This is a genomic window from Ferdinandcohnia sp. SAFN-114 (assembly GCF_059415045.1).
In genome coordinates this window covers 1-14,318 of record NZ_JBPFDQ010000020.1, presented here as the reverse complement: position 1 = coordinate 14,318, position 14,318 = coordinate 1, and the positions used below count along the sequence as shown (strand labels likewise).

Here is a 14,318-nt window from a genome sequence, read left to right as displayed (position 1 = left end):
AAATGAGAAGGTACAAATGCATCATATCCTATGATGGAACCCATTTTTCAGGGTATCAGGTACAACCGAATAAACGAACTGTGCAATCTGCCTTTGAACTTGCTTTACAGAAAATGCATAAAGGAGAACAGGTGAAAACAGTAGCTTCTGGTCGAACAGATGCAACTGTACATGCCCGTGGACAGGTTGTTCATTTTGATTCACCATTATCTATTCCAGTCGAAGGCTGGAAACGAGCTCTAAATTCGATGCTCCCTGAAGACATCCGGGTTCGATCTGTTGAGGAAGTTGATCCTGACTTTCATGCACGTTTTGATGTGAAGGCGAAGGAATATCGGTATCGATTGTTGATGAGTGAAGAGCCTTGCGTTTTTAAACGTAATTTTACTTATCATTATACTTTTCCAATAGATCTTCATGCAATGAGAGAAGCGTCATTACGATTATTAGGCACACATGATTTTACGAGTTTCTGTGCTTCAAAAACGGAAGTACAAGATAAAGTTCGAACCATATACGAGATTCATATTGAAAGTCATGATGATGAACTTATTTTTTCGTTTATAGGAAATGGATTCTTATATAATATGGTAAGAATATTAGTAGGCACGTTACTAGAAGTCGGAAGAGGCCAAAAAGACCCAAGTATGATGGAAGCCATTCTTTCCGGAAAAGACAGATCGCTTGCAGGAAAGACCGCGCCAGGTCAAGGATTATACCTTTGGCAGGTTTTCTACGAAGAGTGGAAGGGTATAGGAAGCTGAAAGATCGTTATAACAACTAATCCTGGTGTAACATTTTCTTGACATTACATCCTGAAAGTTATATTATATTTTAGTATGATATTTAAACACCACGTTAAAGCCCCGGAACTTTAATCGTGATTAAATACAAAATGAAACGTTAGTGAAATTAGGAGGGAAATTCATGCGTACAACATTTATGGCTAATGCTAGCAATATAGAGCGCAAATGGTATGTTGTAGATGCTGCAGGCAAAACTTTAGGTCGTTTATCAACTGAAGTTGCAACATTACTTCGTGGAAAACACAAACCAACTTACACACCACATGTTGACACTGGTGATAATGTAATCATCATCAATGCTGAAAAAATCGAATTAACTGGTAATAAATTAAATGACAAGATTTACTACCGTCACAGTCAATTCCCAGGTGGTTTAAAATCAAGAACGGCATTAGAAATGCGTACAAACTATCCAACAAAAATGCTTGAACTTGCAATCAAAGGAATGCTTCCAAAAGGTTCACTTGGTCGTCAAATGGCTAAGAAATTGCACGTTTATGCTGGAAGCGAACATCCACATCAAGCACAACAACCTGAAGTTTACGAACTTCGCGGTTAATTAATAAGGAGGGTATTAATTTGGCACAGGTACAATATTATGGCACTGGTCGTCGTAAAAGCTCCGTTGCACGTGTACGTTTAGTTCCTGGCGACGGACGCATCGTAATCAACGGTCGTGACATTGCAGACTATATTCCATTCGAAGCTTTAAGAGAAGTTGTAAAACAACCTCTAAACGCTACTGAAACTTTAGGTAATTATGACGTTCTTGTTAACGTTAATGGCGGAGGATACACTGGTCAAGCTGGCGCTATCCGTCACGGTATCGCTCGTGCATTGCTACAAGCTGATCCTGAATTCCGTCCAGCATTAAAATCTGCAGGACTATTAACACGTGATCCGCGTATGAAAGAACGTAAGAAATACGGTCTTAAAGGCGCTCGTCGTGCACCTCAGTTCTCAAAACGTTAATTTTGGCGTTTCAAGACTCTTTTCACTTTTGTGGAAAGGGTCTTTTTTGTGTATTGATTTAATGAAGTGTATAAAGAGTTCGATTTAATTCGGATATCCTACTCAAGCTCCGAATTTTGGACAGTGAGTCCGATTAGTTTTGTGAATGAGTCCGAATTATGGGTGTATTTTGACACGAATCCCATTATTTCATTAAGTGGTGTATGAATCAGGTGTGTATATTCAGACAGAGTTTGTATATTTTGAGGAAGAGTCCGAATCAAGAGTGTATTTGGACACGAACCTCAATGTTTTATCAAGTGGTCCTAATCAAGGGTGAATTTGGACACGAACTTCAAGGTTTCATCATGCTGTGTCCGAATCAAGCACTTATCCGGACAGAGCGCTAGTTTTTTTTAGAAGAAGTGTCTAAATCAAGTGGTATTTAGACACGAACCCCAGGATTTCATCAAGCTGTGTCTGAATCAATGGAAAACAGCGTGAGGTTTACTAAGTACTCGATCAGAGTGGATATAATAAAGCATGCGACGTTCAACTAATTTTGGAACAAAAAAGTCATGAGTTAGGGGAATAATACAATTATTCTTATAAGATTAGCGATGATAATTAATACAAATAAGCAAGTTATAGCGAAAAAAGCAAAGAGGGCCACTAGTCAAAAAAAGTCTCACTTTTAAATTTGGTAGTTCTTACAATGACCAACTTTCATGAATGTTATGTATAATGAATGTTAAAGGCTTGTAAATAGGAGGTTTGAAAAATGAGTGGGTTTCCTAAAGATGCGATGCGTATGCTAAAAGAGACGAGTCGTACATTTTATATTCCGATTACTTTTTTGCAAAAAGAGTTGAAGTATTCGGTTGCATCTGCTTATTTAGTATTTCGTGCGATTGATGAAATTGAAGACCATGAAGAGATAGACAATGATGTGAAATATACAGTTTTAGCAAAGTTAAGCGATTTATTTAAACAACCATTCGATAATGAAGAATATCTAAGAATACTTGGACCAATAAGAGATAAAATGCCTGAAGTGACAATTCGTTTAGAAGAGTGGTTACAGGCATGTCCGAAGGATGCTTTGACGATAGTTACCAACGCTGCTGGTGAGATGGCATTAGGAATGGCAAAATGGTCAAAAGCAAATTGGAGTATTCGTACACGTGAAGATTTGGATGACTATACATATTACGTTGCAGGACTTGTTGGAGTGATGCTATCAGATCTTTGGGAGCATTACGGCGGAGAAAAAACCGATCGGGAATTAGCGATTGGTTATGGTCGTGGACTTCAGGCTGTAAATATCTTGCGCAATCAGAAGGAAGATTTGGACGAACGTGGTGTAAGTTTTGTTCCTGACGGTTGGAATCGTGCGGACTTATTCGAATACGCTGAGGAAAACTTGGCAAAAGCAGATTTGTATATGAAATCTCTTAAAAGGAAAAGCATTATTTTATTTTGTCGTCTACCTCTTGCTCTGGCACACAAAACGTTACAAGCATTGAAGGATGGTCGGGAGAAAATGACGCGTGCTGAAGTAGAGCAAACAGTGGAAGAAGTACAGACCAAATAGGACAATGGTTCTTTAGACTTAAGACAGTGTTTGCTGTGGCGTAACATGAGTGTGTGATCATTTTGAATTTAGAATAAGGGCAGGTGTTGGTGATGGCCAACTCAATTGAGGAAAGAAAATCTCAACATATTCAAATTACTCTGAACGAGAAGGTTACGGGGGATTCAATTTCAACTGGATTAGAGAAGCTTGTGTTTGTTCATAATGCACTTCCTGAAATTGATTTTGATGAAATCTCTATTAAAACCACATTCCTTGGCTTTGAATGCCAAACTCCGTTTCTCATCAGTTCGATGACGGGTGGGACAGGCCTTGCGGAGGCGATTAATCGAAACTTGGCTATTGCTGCTGAGGAAAGGGGTTGGGCTCTGGCACTCGGATCAACCCGGGCGCTGCTTGACAGTGACGGACATGCTTCCTCTTTTCAGGTAAGGGAGTATGCACCAAGCGTCCCAATCATAGCTAACTTAGGAGCTGTTCAGCTAAATTTCGGATATGGAGTCGAGGAATGCAGGCGAATTATCGAGATCACCGATGCAGATATGCTCGTTCTTCATTTGAACAGTATCCAAGAAGTGATTCAAGATAATGGAGATACGAATTTTAAAGGGTTATTAAAGAAGATTGAACAACTATGCAAAACACTGGAGGTTCCCATCGGGGTCAAAGAAGTCGGATGGGGAATTGATGATCAAACGGCTAGAAAGTTAGTTGATGCAGGAGTTGCGTTTATTGATGTTGCAGGAGCCGGTGGGACTTCTTGGAGCCAGGTTGAAAAATTCAGGTCTAATGACTCCATTCGGCGGGTTGCTGCGGAGGCATTCAGCGAATGGGGGATTCCAACGGTGGAATCAATCAGAATGGTTCGAGGTGAAATTGGTGAACGTTCATTGATTGCTAGTGGTGGAATGCAGACAGGTCTAGATGCTGCAAAAGTCATCGCATTGGGGGCCGATCTTGTCGGGTTCGGACGATCTATCCTGAAAGAAGCGACCCAGAGCGTGGAAGATGTAGTTGAAGTAATGAAAATTCGGGAAATGGAACTAAGAATGTCAATGTTCGGAATCGGTGCGGCAAAGATTCAAGAGCTTAAGGACACCCCAAGGTTAAAGGGGAAATGATCAGACGTCCTGCGATAATGTCATAGTTTCATCTTTTGTTTATAATGAAGGACTCTCAACAATTGGTTGGGAGTCTATTTTGAGTAATTAAAAATTTCTTCTACTTTAGTCGACTAACTGATTTTTGACTGCAAAAAGGGCTGCCTGTGTCCGGTCCGCTAATTCGAGTTTTGCCAATAGGTTTGAAACATGGGTTTTGACTGTTTTTTCAGTGATGAATAAGGAGCTTGCAATTTCCTTATTGCTTTTTCCTTTGGCAATTTCCTTTAACACATCTACTTCCCTTTTAGTTAATGCCTCAAATACATGTTTCGCCTGGTTCCTGTTAGAGGATAAATTGGCCAGGAGGTGCGAGGTTGCTTTTGGATGAATCTGATTTTCACCGCCCATGATTCTTTTAATTGAAGATATCAGCTCATCGGGCTCAATATCTTTTAATTGATACCCAGACGCTCCAGCTTCCAGGGCAGGTATGACGTGGTCTTGATCAGAAAAACTAGTCAACATCATGATTTTGATTTCAGGTTGTTCCTTTTTGATTTCTCTTGTTGCCTGAATACCGTCCATCTCAGGCATTACTAAGTCCATGAGAATTAATTCTGGTTTTAATAATTTCGCTTGTTTAATGGCCTCTTTCCCATTTGCTGCTTCTCCGACAATCATCATATCTCTTTGTGTACGGAGGAAAAAAACGAGGCCCCGCCTGACGACATGATGGTCGTCTACTACTAATATTCGTATACTCATTTACTTATCCCCCTAAAGCGGGATCTGGACCTGTATTTCTGTTCCAATTCCCGGCTTACTTTGTAAAGAAAAAGTCCCGTTTAAGCTTTCCGTCCTTGTTTTCATATTTCGTAACCCCAACGAGAGTATTTCGCGATCTACTTCATAGTGGAAGCCGCATCCCTTATCCCTAATGTTCATTTTTACACCGGCTTCAGAAGCTTGTAATTCTAATTCTACTTCAGTTGTCTGTGAATGTTTTTTACAATTGGCCAGAGCCTCCTGCCCAATACGCCACAAGGATTCTTCTACTTTTCCGGATAGGTTAACTGCACCTGTCAGCTTTGTTTTGATAGAAAGGCCTAACATCTCAGCATAGCTTCGTAAGGCGCTAACAAGACCATTTTCAAGTCCTTCTGGACGTAGCTGCCAGATTAATGCTCTCATTTCTCCAAGTGCTTCTTGTGCCATATCTTGTATATAGGTGAACGTTTGCTGGACTTCATTGATTTCCGTCAACTCAACCCCAGCCCTTGCGGTAAGACTTAATGAAAAGAGGAGTTGATTTACTGAGTCGTGAAGGTCCCGTGCCAAACGGTTTCGCTCAGCAACGAGCGCTGTATTTTGCTCACGTTGGGTAAGTTTAATTCTTTTTAAGGCAGTTCCGATTTGGTAGGCTACTGCTTCTAGCAGTGCGAGTTCATTTTTCTCGAAATTTGTTTTGTTTGGAGCACCTACATTTAAGATCCCAAACCTTTCTTGGCCAGCACGAAGCGGGACGGTGGCGTGATGAGTCAGACCACCTGTTTCTCCGGCTTCTTCATCAAGAGCATCTTCAATTCGTTTACATTCGATAATATTCGTTGCTTTATTGAGTTGTTGATTATTGTACTTGTTTACACACCAGCACTTACCATGGCACATGCGTCGCTTATGATCATTGGCTAAAGCGGGCGGCAGGGCTTCATCAGCAATAAGATGATGTTTGCCATCGTCATCAATTAAAAATATCCAACCTGTTTGAAGGCCAGTTACTTGAAGAAGTTTTTTCAAGACAACCTTCAATACTTCTGTTGTATCTGTTCCTTCGTTTAAAAGCTCAGCTATCTCTTTTAAAATGTTGAGTTGTTGATATCTATCCTTACCAGACATTGTTTCTCCCTCCGCCACGAAGTATCTGCTTCCATTATACAGTATTTCTAATTTTCAGACTCCGGTTTATCTAATAAGTTTACTGTTAGCACTCGAAACCTGCAATAATTCTACTATTTCTTGATTAGGCCCTTCATAGAAGACTGTTTGCCACCCATTATCAAGTTCATAGGGTCCTTCCATTTTACGGAGTGTTTTAGATTTGGCCATTACATCAGTCAAATTATTGACCTCAAAACAGATATGAGTGTTTAACTGATTTTCTTCATTACTAGAGACTAACTCAAGTCGAAAGTCACCTAAAGTTAAAAATACAATTTCTTCTTCCATGAATATAAAATGTGATTCTTCCTCAAAACCGAATTGGCTTTTATAAAATTCAATCGATTTTCTAAGATGACTGACATTAACGCCAATATGATGAAGTTTCATGGCTAAACCTCCATTTATATAATCAAATTCATATCACCGAATTCATGCCATAAATAACCTGCATCAATGGCATGGCCGTAAGCCTGGAGAAGATGCTGTTTAGAAATAAAGGCGGTAAGCATATCAAGATGGCTAGCCTCTGGCTCATGTAACCCCGTTATGATTCCGTCAGCAATTCTTAGAGGAAAGTGCTCATTGATATATAAATTTGTTACCCCTGAAAGTTCACCCGATATCGCATACGTTTCAAGTGTTCTAACTACGGTTGTACCAACGGCTATAATTCTTTTACCAGCAGTTTTTGTCGCAATAATCTTTTGTTGGGTCTGTTCAGATATATGGTATTCCTCTTCGTTCTCTTCTGGAGTTTGGTGCCACTTGTCATCAAGCAAATAACTAAGCCCAGTATGAAGTTGAATAAAATCAACCTGAATTCCTTTTTGCTTTAGTGTAAATAACAGTTCCCAGCTAAAGGCTCTACCAGCTGAGGGCATCTCGACTGAGCCGGGATGGCTTGCGAAAACCGTTTGATAATAATCCAAATCCCAGGGGTGATTGATATATTCGTAACGAACAGGTTCTCCGAGGCTATAGAACATGTTTAATAGGTCGGAACCTTTCTTCTCAAACTTCAATATTGCTAGTGGAGTTTTCTCCTTTAGACCAATTACCATTGCCGAAAGCTCAGGTGCAAATATAAAAATGTCACCAATCTTTGTATAATCCTGAACAATGAGTGCCTCCCATGTATCTTCAGTAATTCGTCTGGCCAGCCTAACTTCGACGTTGGCTCTCATTTTCCCGTTACTTAGATTCTTTGCTTGGAAAACTGCTGGTATGGTGCGGCTATTATTTAAAATAACAAGGTCTCCTGGCTGTAAATATTCAGGTAAATTGAAGAAAAGGTCATGTTGGATCTTACCGTAATTCCGGTCAAGCGCCATCATCCGGACGTGATCTCTTCTGATGCCACGCTCTTCAGGTGGAAGGGATGCATTTAGTTCATTTGGAAGGTAAAAATCTAGAGTGTTGTCTACCATGTCCTACCCCTCCTCCTCAGATTGGGCTGAGAATCGTTTTCCATTAATGCTTTTTGCTCGATCAGATGCTAAATATAAGAATATATCAACGACTTCTTCAGGTTTTGCTAACGGATAATCGCAATCTGGAACAGCGAGTTTGTGCATGTCAGTGTCCATTTCGCCAGGGTCGACCATATTAATCCGAATTCCAGTCTCACTAAATTCATCGGCCCATGTTTGGGTAATGCCTTCTACAGCGAATTTAGAGACCCCATACGCTCCCCAGCCTGCATAACCAATGTGACCAGCCTCTGAAGTAACATTGATAATGGAACCTTGGTTCCGTTCAAGCATACTTAAGGAAACCCTTTTTGTAACTAGAAAAGTTGATACTGCATTTACTCTTAATACTTCAGCAAAGTCTTCTTCAGGATAATCAAGGAGTAGTGGCATTGGGCTCGGGCCTAACATAGAAGCATTGTTAATCAAAACATCAATCTGTCCATAAGCCGCCTCGGTAACTGAAACGAATCGATCTACATCTTGGGAGCGGGAAACATCAGCGGTAACTGCAACTACTTTTGCCCCTAAACTCTCTGCTTCTAGCTTGACTTTTAATAAATCACTTTCTGACCTTGCACAAATTGAAAGTTTTGCTCCTTCCTTGGCAAAAGCTAATGTCAGTGCTCTCCCTAAACCCTTTGAAGCACCAGTAATCATTACAACTTTATTTTTCATTCTTTATCTCTCCTTTTAGCTATCGATGGTTTAAGCATACCGATTTCTGAAAAATCCTTCTTCGTAAAAAAGCTTGAATTTTTCTACGACTTTTGGATGAGATAATCTCCTTATTCAATTGAGGATAGGAGGAATAGTGCCGATATTGGACAACCTTTCGTCAAAATTCAGGTTATTTCGAGCAACCTGGCTACATAAGATTAGTTAAGAATGTACACAAATTGAAAGGGTAGGTGGAGAATGAGTCGAATCCAAAAATCAATGCTAGGTGCTTTTATTGGTGCTTCTTCGGCAGGTATGTGGTTGGTTGTCGATCTTTTACTTCCGGAACCAATCGGGGACTACTTATTGTTTTTCATAATGGGGGTAGTCCATATGGTCATTGGCTGGCAAGTGGCAAGGCTTGTTGGAAAACAAAAAGAAAGTCCATCATTGGAAGGGCAAGATAGTCTTAATACATCCGATATATAGAAGTGAAGGCTCTCAGATTTTATGATTGAGGGCCTTAAACATATCTAACTGCAAGCACCATCGTTTTTTTTGAAAGGTGCACCTTCTGTCAGCACTGTTTGTCGCCAATAAACGAGCTGTGCATATCTTGAGTATGCATAGTTTATTTTGGAAGTTAAGGTAGTTTGTGTTTGGCGCATGTTTACGCGGGTGCGGTAGGAAACTATCTGTCAAAGGGGGTTTCTTATACGATGAATGTAATTACAACCTTCAAGGAAAAGCGGAAAGAGAAGCAGATCAAGTATGAACGGAAAATGTTACGTGAGCTTTCATTAGAAGACTTAAAGAAGAATGTCGTCGACTCATTTAGTAGCTTTTTTAGAATGGACTCTATACTTGGCAGTGCCATTGAAGAAGGCTGTATTGATGTTGCAATAGAAGCATATTTATTAGGAGCTAAATATAGCAAATTTGGTTATTATGGAGAATCAGTAGAAGAAGTGCGGATGCGCTGCTACCGATTTGAAAAGAATCTAATTGATGCGTTATATGAGTTCATTTGCTATTGGGGGCATATTGGCGACCAAGGCTTCGTCAATGAGTCACTTTACTATGCATGCGAATACTATGTAACCTATTGGTGGACGGAAGGTTTTCAGAAAGGAGAAAAAAGATACCGGCTAAAATTGCATTAGAATTTTTAATCATATATACTCTCCTTGTCCCATATATTTAACTTAGGGACATGCAGGAGGTAAATGATGAATAAGAAACTTAAAATTGCTGGTATCCTATTGGGAGCTGTTATTTTATTTTTATTTATACAATATCGATTTATGGACAAAGATGTTTGGGATCCGTGGAGTCTACCCTTATCAGGGAAGGTAATTATAATTGACCCTGGTCACGGTGGCCCAGATGGGGGTGCCGATAATGGCGACGTACAAGAAAAAGACATTGCCCTCGAAATCTCAAAGAAGCTCCGTGACTACCTACAGCAACAGGGTGCTTTTGTACAAATGATACGGGAAGAAGATACAGATTTAGCCCCTGATGGAATGAGAGGATACAGTAAACGGAAGACTGAGGATTTGAAGAAACGAGTTCAAATCATCAATGAATCAGATGCGGATTTATTTATTAGTATTCATTTAAATGCCATTCCATCTCCTCGATGGAGAGGTGCACAAACTTTTTATTTTAGTACTTACAAGGAAAATGAGGCAGTAGCCAAGTTTATTCAAGACGAGCTTCGAAACAATCTCGGAAATACAACACGACAAGCCAAAGCGATCAATGGTGTTTACTTATTAAAAAGTGCGAAAAAACCTGGAGCACTTGTAGAGGTAGGATTCCTTTCAAATCCGGATGAAAAAGCCCTACTAGTTCAAGATAAATACCAAGACAAGGTCGCAGCCTCCATTTACACAGGAATCAACCGCTATTTCTCCAATGAATCAAATCCACCTGAATAAGAAGGTGGTTTTTTTATGTAGCTATGACACTCCTCACACTGTAATTTGGGACAGGTATGGTATAATGAGGTTGAGTGAAACCGAATACAGTAATTAGGTGGTGTTTGTTATGTTAACTGAGCAACAAGTGAAGGAAGTATTATATCAACTGCAAGATCCATTCTTACATAGAACATTCGAGGAAACGAATGCAATCAAAGAAGTTAAAATAAAAGAAGAAAAGAAACATGTTAGCGTAAAAATTGCTTTATCAAAGACTGGTACTGGTGAGCAACTACAGCTTCAATCTACAATTGTAAATGCCTTAAAACAAGCGGGAGCAGAATCTGTAGGTCTTCGATTTACTGACTTATCGCCAGAGGAACTGGCGAAATTTAAGGCTGAATCAGCGGAAGAATCAGCTCCTTTATTATCTCCAGTAAATCAAACGACCTTTATTGCGGTAGCAAGTGGTAAGGGTGGTGTTGGTAAATCTACCGTTTCTGTAAACTTAGCGGTGTCTTTAGCTAGACTTGGTAAAAAGGTCGGTATTATTGATGCAGATATTTACGGATTCAGTGTTCCCGACATGATGGGAATTACAAAGCGCCCTGTCGTCCGAGGCGAAAAGATTATCCCTGTTGAAAGAAAAGGGGTTAAAGTCATTTCAATGGGCTTCTTTGTGGAAGACAATTCACCCGTTATTTGGCGTGGTCCAATGCTCGGAAAAATGTTAAATAACTTCTTTAATGAAGTTGAATGGGGAGATCTAGATTACTTAGTTCTAGACTTACCGCCTGGTACAGGTGATGTAGCACTAGATGTTCATACTATGCTTCCTCATTGTAAAGAAATTATAGTAACAACACCACATCCTACAGCTGCATTTGTAGCTGCCAGAGCGGGTGCAATGGCTTTACGTACAGAACACGAAGTACTTGGTGTTATTGAAAATATGTCTTATTTTGAAAGTAAAGTAACAGGCGAAAAAGAATATGTGTTTGGTAAAGGCGGCGGAGAGAAACTTGCGGAAGAGCTTCAAACATCCTTGCTAGGAAAAATTCCATTAGGTCAGCCTGATTGGAATGATGAGGACTTTGCCCCATCTGTTTACGACGAAAGTCACCCAACTGGAAAGATCTATAACGAAATTGCAAAACGAGTAATTGATGCTATTTAAATTAAAAAGAACCTCCTGAGTTTCAGGAGGTTCTTTTATATAGGAAGGAGGGTTAGCTATTTCCAGTTCCTTCTCCTTCATCTTTTTTCGCTTTTTCTTCTTTTTGCATATCCTCAGCTGCTTTAATGAGAATATCTTCAATTTTAGCTTTATATAACGGACTTTCAAGTGTTTCACTGATGACTGTTTGAAGATGTTTTCTGTATTCTTGGCTTTTCAGAACATCCATGAATTGTTCTTCCATCTCAGGATTTTTCAAGATGTCCATCATCATTTTTTGATAGTCGGGATCCTTCATCAAGTCCTTAATGAGCTTTTCGTGCTCCGTTTGCATACTCTTTGCAAAGTCTTCTACAAACTTGGTATCCTCAAACGTCTTTTTCCAAAACTCAACCCCGTTGTCAGAGGTAAGAGTTTCACGGATGGCATCTTTAACAACGACTTGGTCCATGACGAGATGCTGCTTTATTCTTTCATCTCGCATGAGTTCTTCAACTGCCTTTTTACCGTCATCGGTTTTCAATATATCGACAACCATTTTTTTTGTTTCTTCATAATCCATTCGGTTTTGTTCGACATTTGCTGGGGCACACCCAACTATTACTAATAGAAAACTAAAAATGAGGAGGAGCGACATCCATTTTCTCATTTATAAAGCTCCTTTCATAAGGGATCCTTAGTTGTTAATATGCTTTTTTTTGTTAAAAAATATTCACTGATTGGATGGTGAGAAACTGGCATTTATCCCCGACATTTTGGTACAATCATATTTGAATATAAAGAGTGGGGGATTTTGTCGTGAAAAGTCGAAATTGGGTAAGGTTATTTCTATCTACCTTACTAGTAGGCGCCATTAGTGGAATCATTACTGGATTTGCTGTTAAATGGAGTGAATATAAAGATTTATTTATAGCTTCGGATTACGTCGAAATACTTATGGTTGCATTTTGGCTCGTCGGAGTTGGATTTACTTTTAGTATTATTAGCCAAATGGGTTTCTTTGCCTATTTATCAGTTCACCGATTTGGACAAGGGATGTTTAAAGGTGCATGGAATCCTGCTCAAGTAGTATTGATTGCTTTTGTATTATTTGACTTAATTTATTTCCGTATTCAAGTATTTGCAACCGAGGGTGAGAGTATCTCCTCATATGTATGGGTTCCAATAGGTATATTAGTTTTCTCATTAATCATTGCATACTTTAAAAGCAGACAGACCAATCGTAAAGCATTCATTCCAGCTGTATTCTTTATGTTTGTTGTTACTGTAATTGAATGGGTGCCAGCAATTAGGGCAAATGATGAAAGTTGGCTGTACCTAATGATTTTTCCTCTCTTAATTTGCAATGCGTATCAATTATTGATACTTCCAAAATTAACAAAACAAAAAAGCTGACCCTATGGGATCAGCTTTTTTACTACAATTCATTCGACAACTTCACTTTTTACATCCGCATTATTTAGCATGTCGCTAACTGTTACAAATGACAGGCCTTTACCTTTAATTCCTTTCAATACTCCAGGAAGTGCTTCCGCAGTCTGTTTAGCTGAATCTGAAGCGTGGAATAAAATAATGTCTCCACTCTTTACCCTGCCTATAACATTGCTTGTTATTTTAGCTACACCTGGATTGTTCCAATCATTTGAATCAATACTCCAGTGAATGAGAGTATATCCAAGAGAATCCAAGACCTTTACTACTCTAGAGTCAAAATTTCCATCAGGTGTTCTAAAGAAGGAAATAGTTTTGACACCCATTTTCTTAAATGCATCTTGGGCCTTATAGACATCCTTTTTAATTTGGACATCCTCTAATTCAGTATAGTTTTTATAATCATATCCTTTAATGCCAATCTGGTGCCCGTCTTTCACAATCCGTTCAACTATCTGCGGGTGGCGCTCAGCCCACGAAGCGGATAGGAAGAAGGTCGCATTTGTTACACCTGAATTTTTTAAGGTATCGAGAATCGGTAAGGCCTTCGTGTCTCCCCAACTAATATTAAAAGTAAGTGCAACTGTCTTTTCGCTTTTTTCTCCTGAATAAATCACTCGTGGGCCGTTTTCGGTTGAAAAAACAGGAGCAATATTGCCTTTTTCTATATAAAAGATACTGGCGGTAAATAATGAAGCGAAAAGAATAATTAATGTTTGCTTAATCCTCTTGCTACTAAGGATGTAGAAAAAATTCATATTTATCCTCCTTGTCCAAAGAATCTTCTGTCTAAATAATATGCTTGTCATCCAATTTTATGTGCAAATATCTTCGTAAAAATCGATTCATAAAATAACTAAATCTGGTAATAACTAGAATTACAACAAACATGAGGTGAAACTATGATTGGATTATTAGTTGATCAGGTGGAAGTCAAAGAATTAGAATACCTTCTAAAAAGAGAGATGGACGAAATATTGTTTGATGTAGAAGATGCACGAATAGACCATATAGTAAAACGTGCAATGGAAGAAAGATATCAGATCTTATTTCGCTTATTTAAAAGAATTGCTGATCCATCAGAGTGCAGTAGGTATATTCGCACAAAGAAACTAAACAGTAAAAAGGGTTAGATAGAGGGGCAGAGGATTATATCAGGCTAATATGGTCCTCTTTTAATATTTGGCTGTGTTAAATTTTAATGTTGATATTCATTATAAAATTAGGGATACCTAAATGGTTCCCTAACTTTTGTAATTTG

The 14,318-nt window shown here is 39.1% G+C and carries 18 protein-coding genes; 11 read left to right on the top strand and 7 right to left on the bottom strand.

Annotation, left to right across the window (positions count from 1 at the left end):
• The first annotated feature begins 2 nt into the window (after window positions 1-2).
• From truA to fni, 5 genes are all read left to right on the top strand, one after another.
• Entirely contained in the window at window positions 3-764 is a 762-nt protein-coding gene (gene truA, locus ACR65M_RS08495) for a tRNA pseudouridine(38-40) synthase TruA (RefSeq protein ID WP_341329628.1), read from the top strand.
• A gap of 163 nt (window positions 765-927) precedes the next feature.
• Window positions 928-1,365, top strand: a complete 438-nt coding sequence (gene rplM / locus ACR65M_RS08490; protein ID WP_341329629.1) for a 50S ribosomal protein L13 — start codon at window positions 928-930, stop codon at window positions 1,363-1,365.
• A gap of 20 nt (window positions 1,366-1,385) precedes the next feature.
• Entirely contained in the window at window positions 1,386-1,778 is a 393-nt protein-coding gene (rpsI, locus tag ACR65M_RS08485; protein ID WP_099352767.1) for a 30S ribosomal protein S9, read from the top strand.
• 760 nt (window positions 1,779-2,538) lie between these two features.
• Complete coding sequence (locus tag ACR65M_RS08480) at window positions 2,539-3,351, top strand: squalene/phytoene synthase family protein (protein ID WP_341329630.1); 813 nt, start codon at window positions 2,539-2,541, stop codon at window positions 3,349-3,351.
• 92 nt (window positions 3,352-3,443) lie between these two features.
• Entirely contained in the window at window positions 3,444-4,472 is a 1,029-nt protein-coding gene (fni, locus tag ACR65M_RS08475) for a type 2 isopentenyl-diphosphate Delta-isomerase (RefSeq protein WP_341329631.1), read from the top strand.
• Between the two features lie 105 nt (window positions 4,473-4,577).
• Here fni and ACR65M_RS08470 read toward each other — a convergent pair whose 3' ends face one another.
• The 5 genes from ACR65M_RS08470 to ACR65M_RS08450 all read right to left on the bottom strand — a co-directional run bounded on the left by ACR65M_RS08470 (window position 4,578) and on the right by ACR65M_RS08450 (window position 8,542).
• Window positions 4,578-5,219 (bottom strand): response regulator, encoded by a 642-nt coding sequence (locus tag ACR65M_RS08470; RefSeq protein ID WP_341329632.1) that lies wholly within the window; start codon window positions 5,217-5,219, stop codon window positions 4,578-4,580.
• A gap of 12 nt (window positions 5,220-5,231) precedes the next feature.
• Window positions 5,232-6,350 (bottom strand): GAF domain-containing sensor histidine kinase, encoded by a 1,119-nt coding sequence (locus ACR65M_RS08465; protein WP_341329633.1) that lies wholly within the window; start codon window positions 6,348-6,350, stop codon window positions 5,232-5,234.
• 66 nt (window positions 6,351-6,416) lie between these two features.
• Window positions 6,417-6,782: a VOC family protein gene (locus ACR65M_RS08460; protein ID WP_341329634.1), complete on the bottom strand. Its 366-nt coding sequence runs from the start codon at window positions 6,780-6,782 to the stop codon at window positions 6,417-6,419.
• Window positions 6,783-6,796: 14 nt separating this feature from the next.
• Window positions 6,797-7,822 carry an S-adenosylmethionine:tRNA ribosyltransferase-isomerase gene (locus ACR65M_RS08455; RefSeq protein WP_341329635.1) on the bottom strand — a complete coding sequence of 342 codons (1,026 nt, stop codon included), beginning with the start codon at window positions 7,820-7,822 and terminating at the stop codon, window positions 6,797-6,799.
• Window positions 7,823-7,825: 3 nt separating this feature from the next.
• On the bottom strand, window positions 7,826-8,542 hold the full coding sequence (locus ACR65M_RS08450) for an SDR family NAD(P)-dependent oxidoreductase (protein WP_341329636.1): 717 nt from the start codon (window positions 8,540-8,542) through the stop codon (window positions 7,826-7,828).
• A 240-nt stretch (window positions 8,543-8,782) separates the two neighbouring features.
• On the opposite strand from ACR65M_RS08450, the gene ACR65M_RS08445 reads away from it, so the two are divergent.
• The 4 genes from ACR65M_RS08445 (at window position 8,783) to salA (ending at window position 11,626) form a co-directional block, all read left to right on the top strand.
• Window positions 8,783-9,013, top strand: coding sequence for a hypothetical protein (locus ACR65M_RS08445; protein WP_121448775.1), 231 nt, complete (start codon window positions 8,783-8,785; stop codon window positions 9,011-9,013).
• A gap of 230 nt (window positions 9,014-9,243) precedes the next feature.
• Complete coding sequence (locus ACR65M_RS08440; RefSeq protein ID WP_121448774.1) at window positions 9,244-9,687, top strand: DUF2521 family protein; 444 nt, start codon at window positions 9,244-9,246, stop codon at window positions 9,685-9,687.
• 66 nt (window positions 9,688-9,753) lie between these two features.
• On the top strand, window positions 9,754-10,467 hold the full coding sequence (gene cwlD / locus ACR65M_RS08435; RefSeq protein WP_341329637.1) for an N-acetylmuramoyl-L-alanine amidase CwlD: 714 nt from the start codon (window positions 9,754-9,756) through the stop codon (window positions 10,465-10,467).
• Between the two features lie 109 nt (window positions 10,468-10,576).
• Complete coding sequence (gene salA / locus ACR65M_RS08430; protein ID WP_341329638.1) at window positions 10,577-11,626, top strand: iron-sulfur carrier protein/transcriptional regulator SalA; 1,050 nt, start codon at window positions 10,577-10,579, stop codon at window positions 11,624-11,626.
• Between the two features lie 52 nt (window positions 11,627-11,678).
• Here salA and gerD read toward each other — a convergent pair whose 3' ends face one another.
• Window positions 11,679-12,275 carry a spore germination lipoprotein GerD gene (gene gerD / locus ACR65M_RS08425; protein WP_121448771.1) on the bottom strand — a complete coding sequence of 199 codons (597 nt, stop codon included), beginning with the start codon at window positions 12,273-12,275 and terminating at the stop codon, window positions 11,679-11,681.
• 149 nt (window positions 12,276-12,424) lie between these two features.
• On the opposite strand from gerD, the gene ACR65M_RS08420 reads away from it, so the two are divergent.
• Window positions 12,425-13,021, top strand: coding sequence for a KinB-signaling pathway activation protein (locus ACR65M_RS08420; protein WP_440273107.1), 597 nt, complete (start codon window positions 12,425-12,427; stop codon window positions 13,019-13,021).
• A 29-nt stretch (window positions 13,022-13,050) separates the two neighbouring features.
• Here the strand turns inward: ACR65M_RS08420 and pdaB are convergent, their stop codons facing one another.
• Window positions 13,051-13,815, bottom strand: coding sequence for a polysaccharide deacetylase family sporulation protein PdaB (pdaB, locus tag ACR65M_RS08415; RefSeq protein WP_341329640.1), 765 nt, complete (start codon window positions 13,813-13,815; stop codon window positions 13,051-13,053).
• 144 nt (window positions 13,816-13,959) lie between these two features.
• Between pdaB and ACR65M_RS08410 the strand changes: the two genes are divergently transcribed.
• Window positions 13,960-14,190: a hypothetical protein gene (locus ACR65M_RS08410; protein ID WP_440273106.1), complete on the top strand. Its 231-nt coding sequence runs from the start codon at window positions 13,960-13,962 to the stop codon at window positions 14,188-14,190.
• Window positions 14,191-14,318 lie beyond the last annotated feature (128 nt).

Excerpts from the sequence above, each read along its gene's own strand:
- ACR65M_RS08465 (WP_341329633.1), bottom strand. The coding sequence starts at position 6,350 with ATGTCTGGTAAGGATAGATATCAACAACTCAACATTTTAAAAGAGATA.
- ACR65M_RS08440 (WP_121448774.1), top strand. The coding sequence starts at position 9,244 with ATGAATGTAATTACAACCTTCAAGGAAAAGCGGAAAGAGAAGCAGATC.
- ACR65M_RS08455 (WP_341329635.1), bottom strand. The coding sequence starts at position 7,822 with ATGGTAGACAACACTCTAGATTTTTACCTTCCAAATGAACTAAATGCA.
- ACR65M_RS08410 (WP_440273106.1), top strand. The coding sequence starts at position 13,960 with ATGATTGGATTATTAGTTGATCAGGTGGAAGTCAAAGAATTAGAATAC.
- ACR65M_RS08450 (WP_341329636.1), bottom strand. The coding sequence starts at position 8,542 with ATGAAAAATAAAGTTGTAATGATTACTGGTGCTTCAAAGGGTTTAGGG.
- ACR65M_RS08480 (WP_341329630.1), top strand. The coding sequence starts at position 2,539 with ATGAGTGGGTTTCCTAAAGATGCGATGCGTATGCTAAAAGAGACGAGT.
- cwlD (WP_341329637.1), top strand. The coding sequence starts at position 9,754 with ATGAATAAGAAACTTAAAATTGCTGGTATCCTATTGGGAGCTGTTATT.
- salA (WP_341329638.1), top strand. The coding sequence starts at position 10,577 with ATGTTAACTGAGCAACAAGTGAAGGAAGTATTATATCAACTGCAAGAT.
- fni (WP_341329631.1), top strand. The coding sequence starts at position 3,444 with ATGGCCAACTCAATTGAGGAAAGAAAATCTCAACATATTCAAATTACT.
- ACR65M_RS08460 (WP_341329634.1), bottom strand. The coding sequence starts at position 6,782 with ATGAAACTTCATCATATTGGCGTTAATGTCAGTCATCTTAGAAAATCG.
- pdaB (WP_341329640.1), bottom strand. The coding sequence starts at position 13,815 with ATGAATTTTTTCTACATCCTTAGTAGCAAGAGGATTAAGCAAACATTA.
- rplM (WP_341329629.1), top strand. The coding sequence starts at position 928 with ATGCGTACAACATTTATGGCTAATGCTAGCAATATAGAGCGCAAATGG.
- gerD (WP_121448771.1), bottom strand. The coding sequence starts at position 12,275 with ATGAGAAAATGGATGTCGCTCCTCCTCATTTTTAGTTTTCTATTAGTA.
- ACR65M_RS08470 (WP_341329632.1), bottom strand. The coding sequence starts at position 5,219 with ATGAGTATACGAATATTAGTAGTAGACGACCATCATGTCGTCAGGCGG.
- truA (WP_341329628.1), top strand. The coding sequence starts at position 3 with ATGAGAAGGTACAAATGCATCATATCCTATGATGGAACCCATTTTTCA.
- ACR65M_RS08445 (WP_121448775.1), top strand. The coding sequence starts at position 8,783 with ATGAGTCGAATCCAAAAATCAATGCTAGGTGCTTTTATTGGTGCTTCT.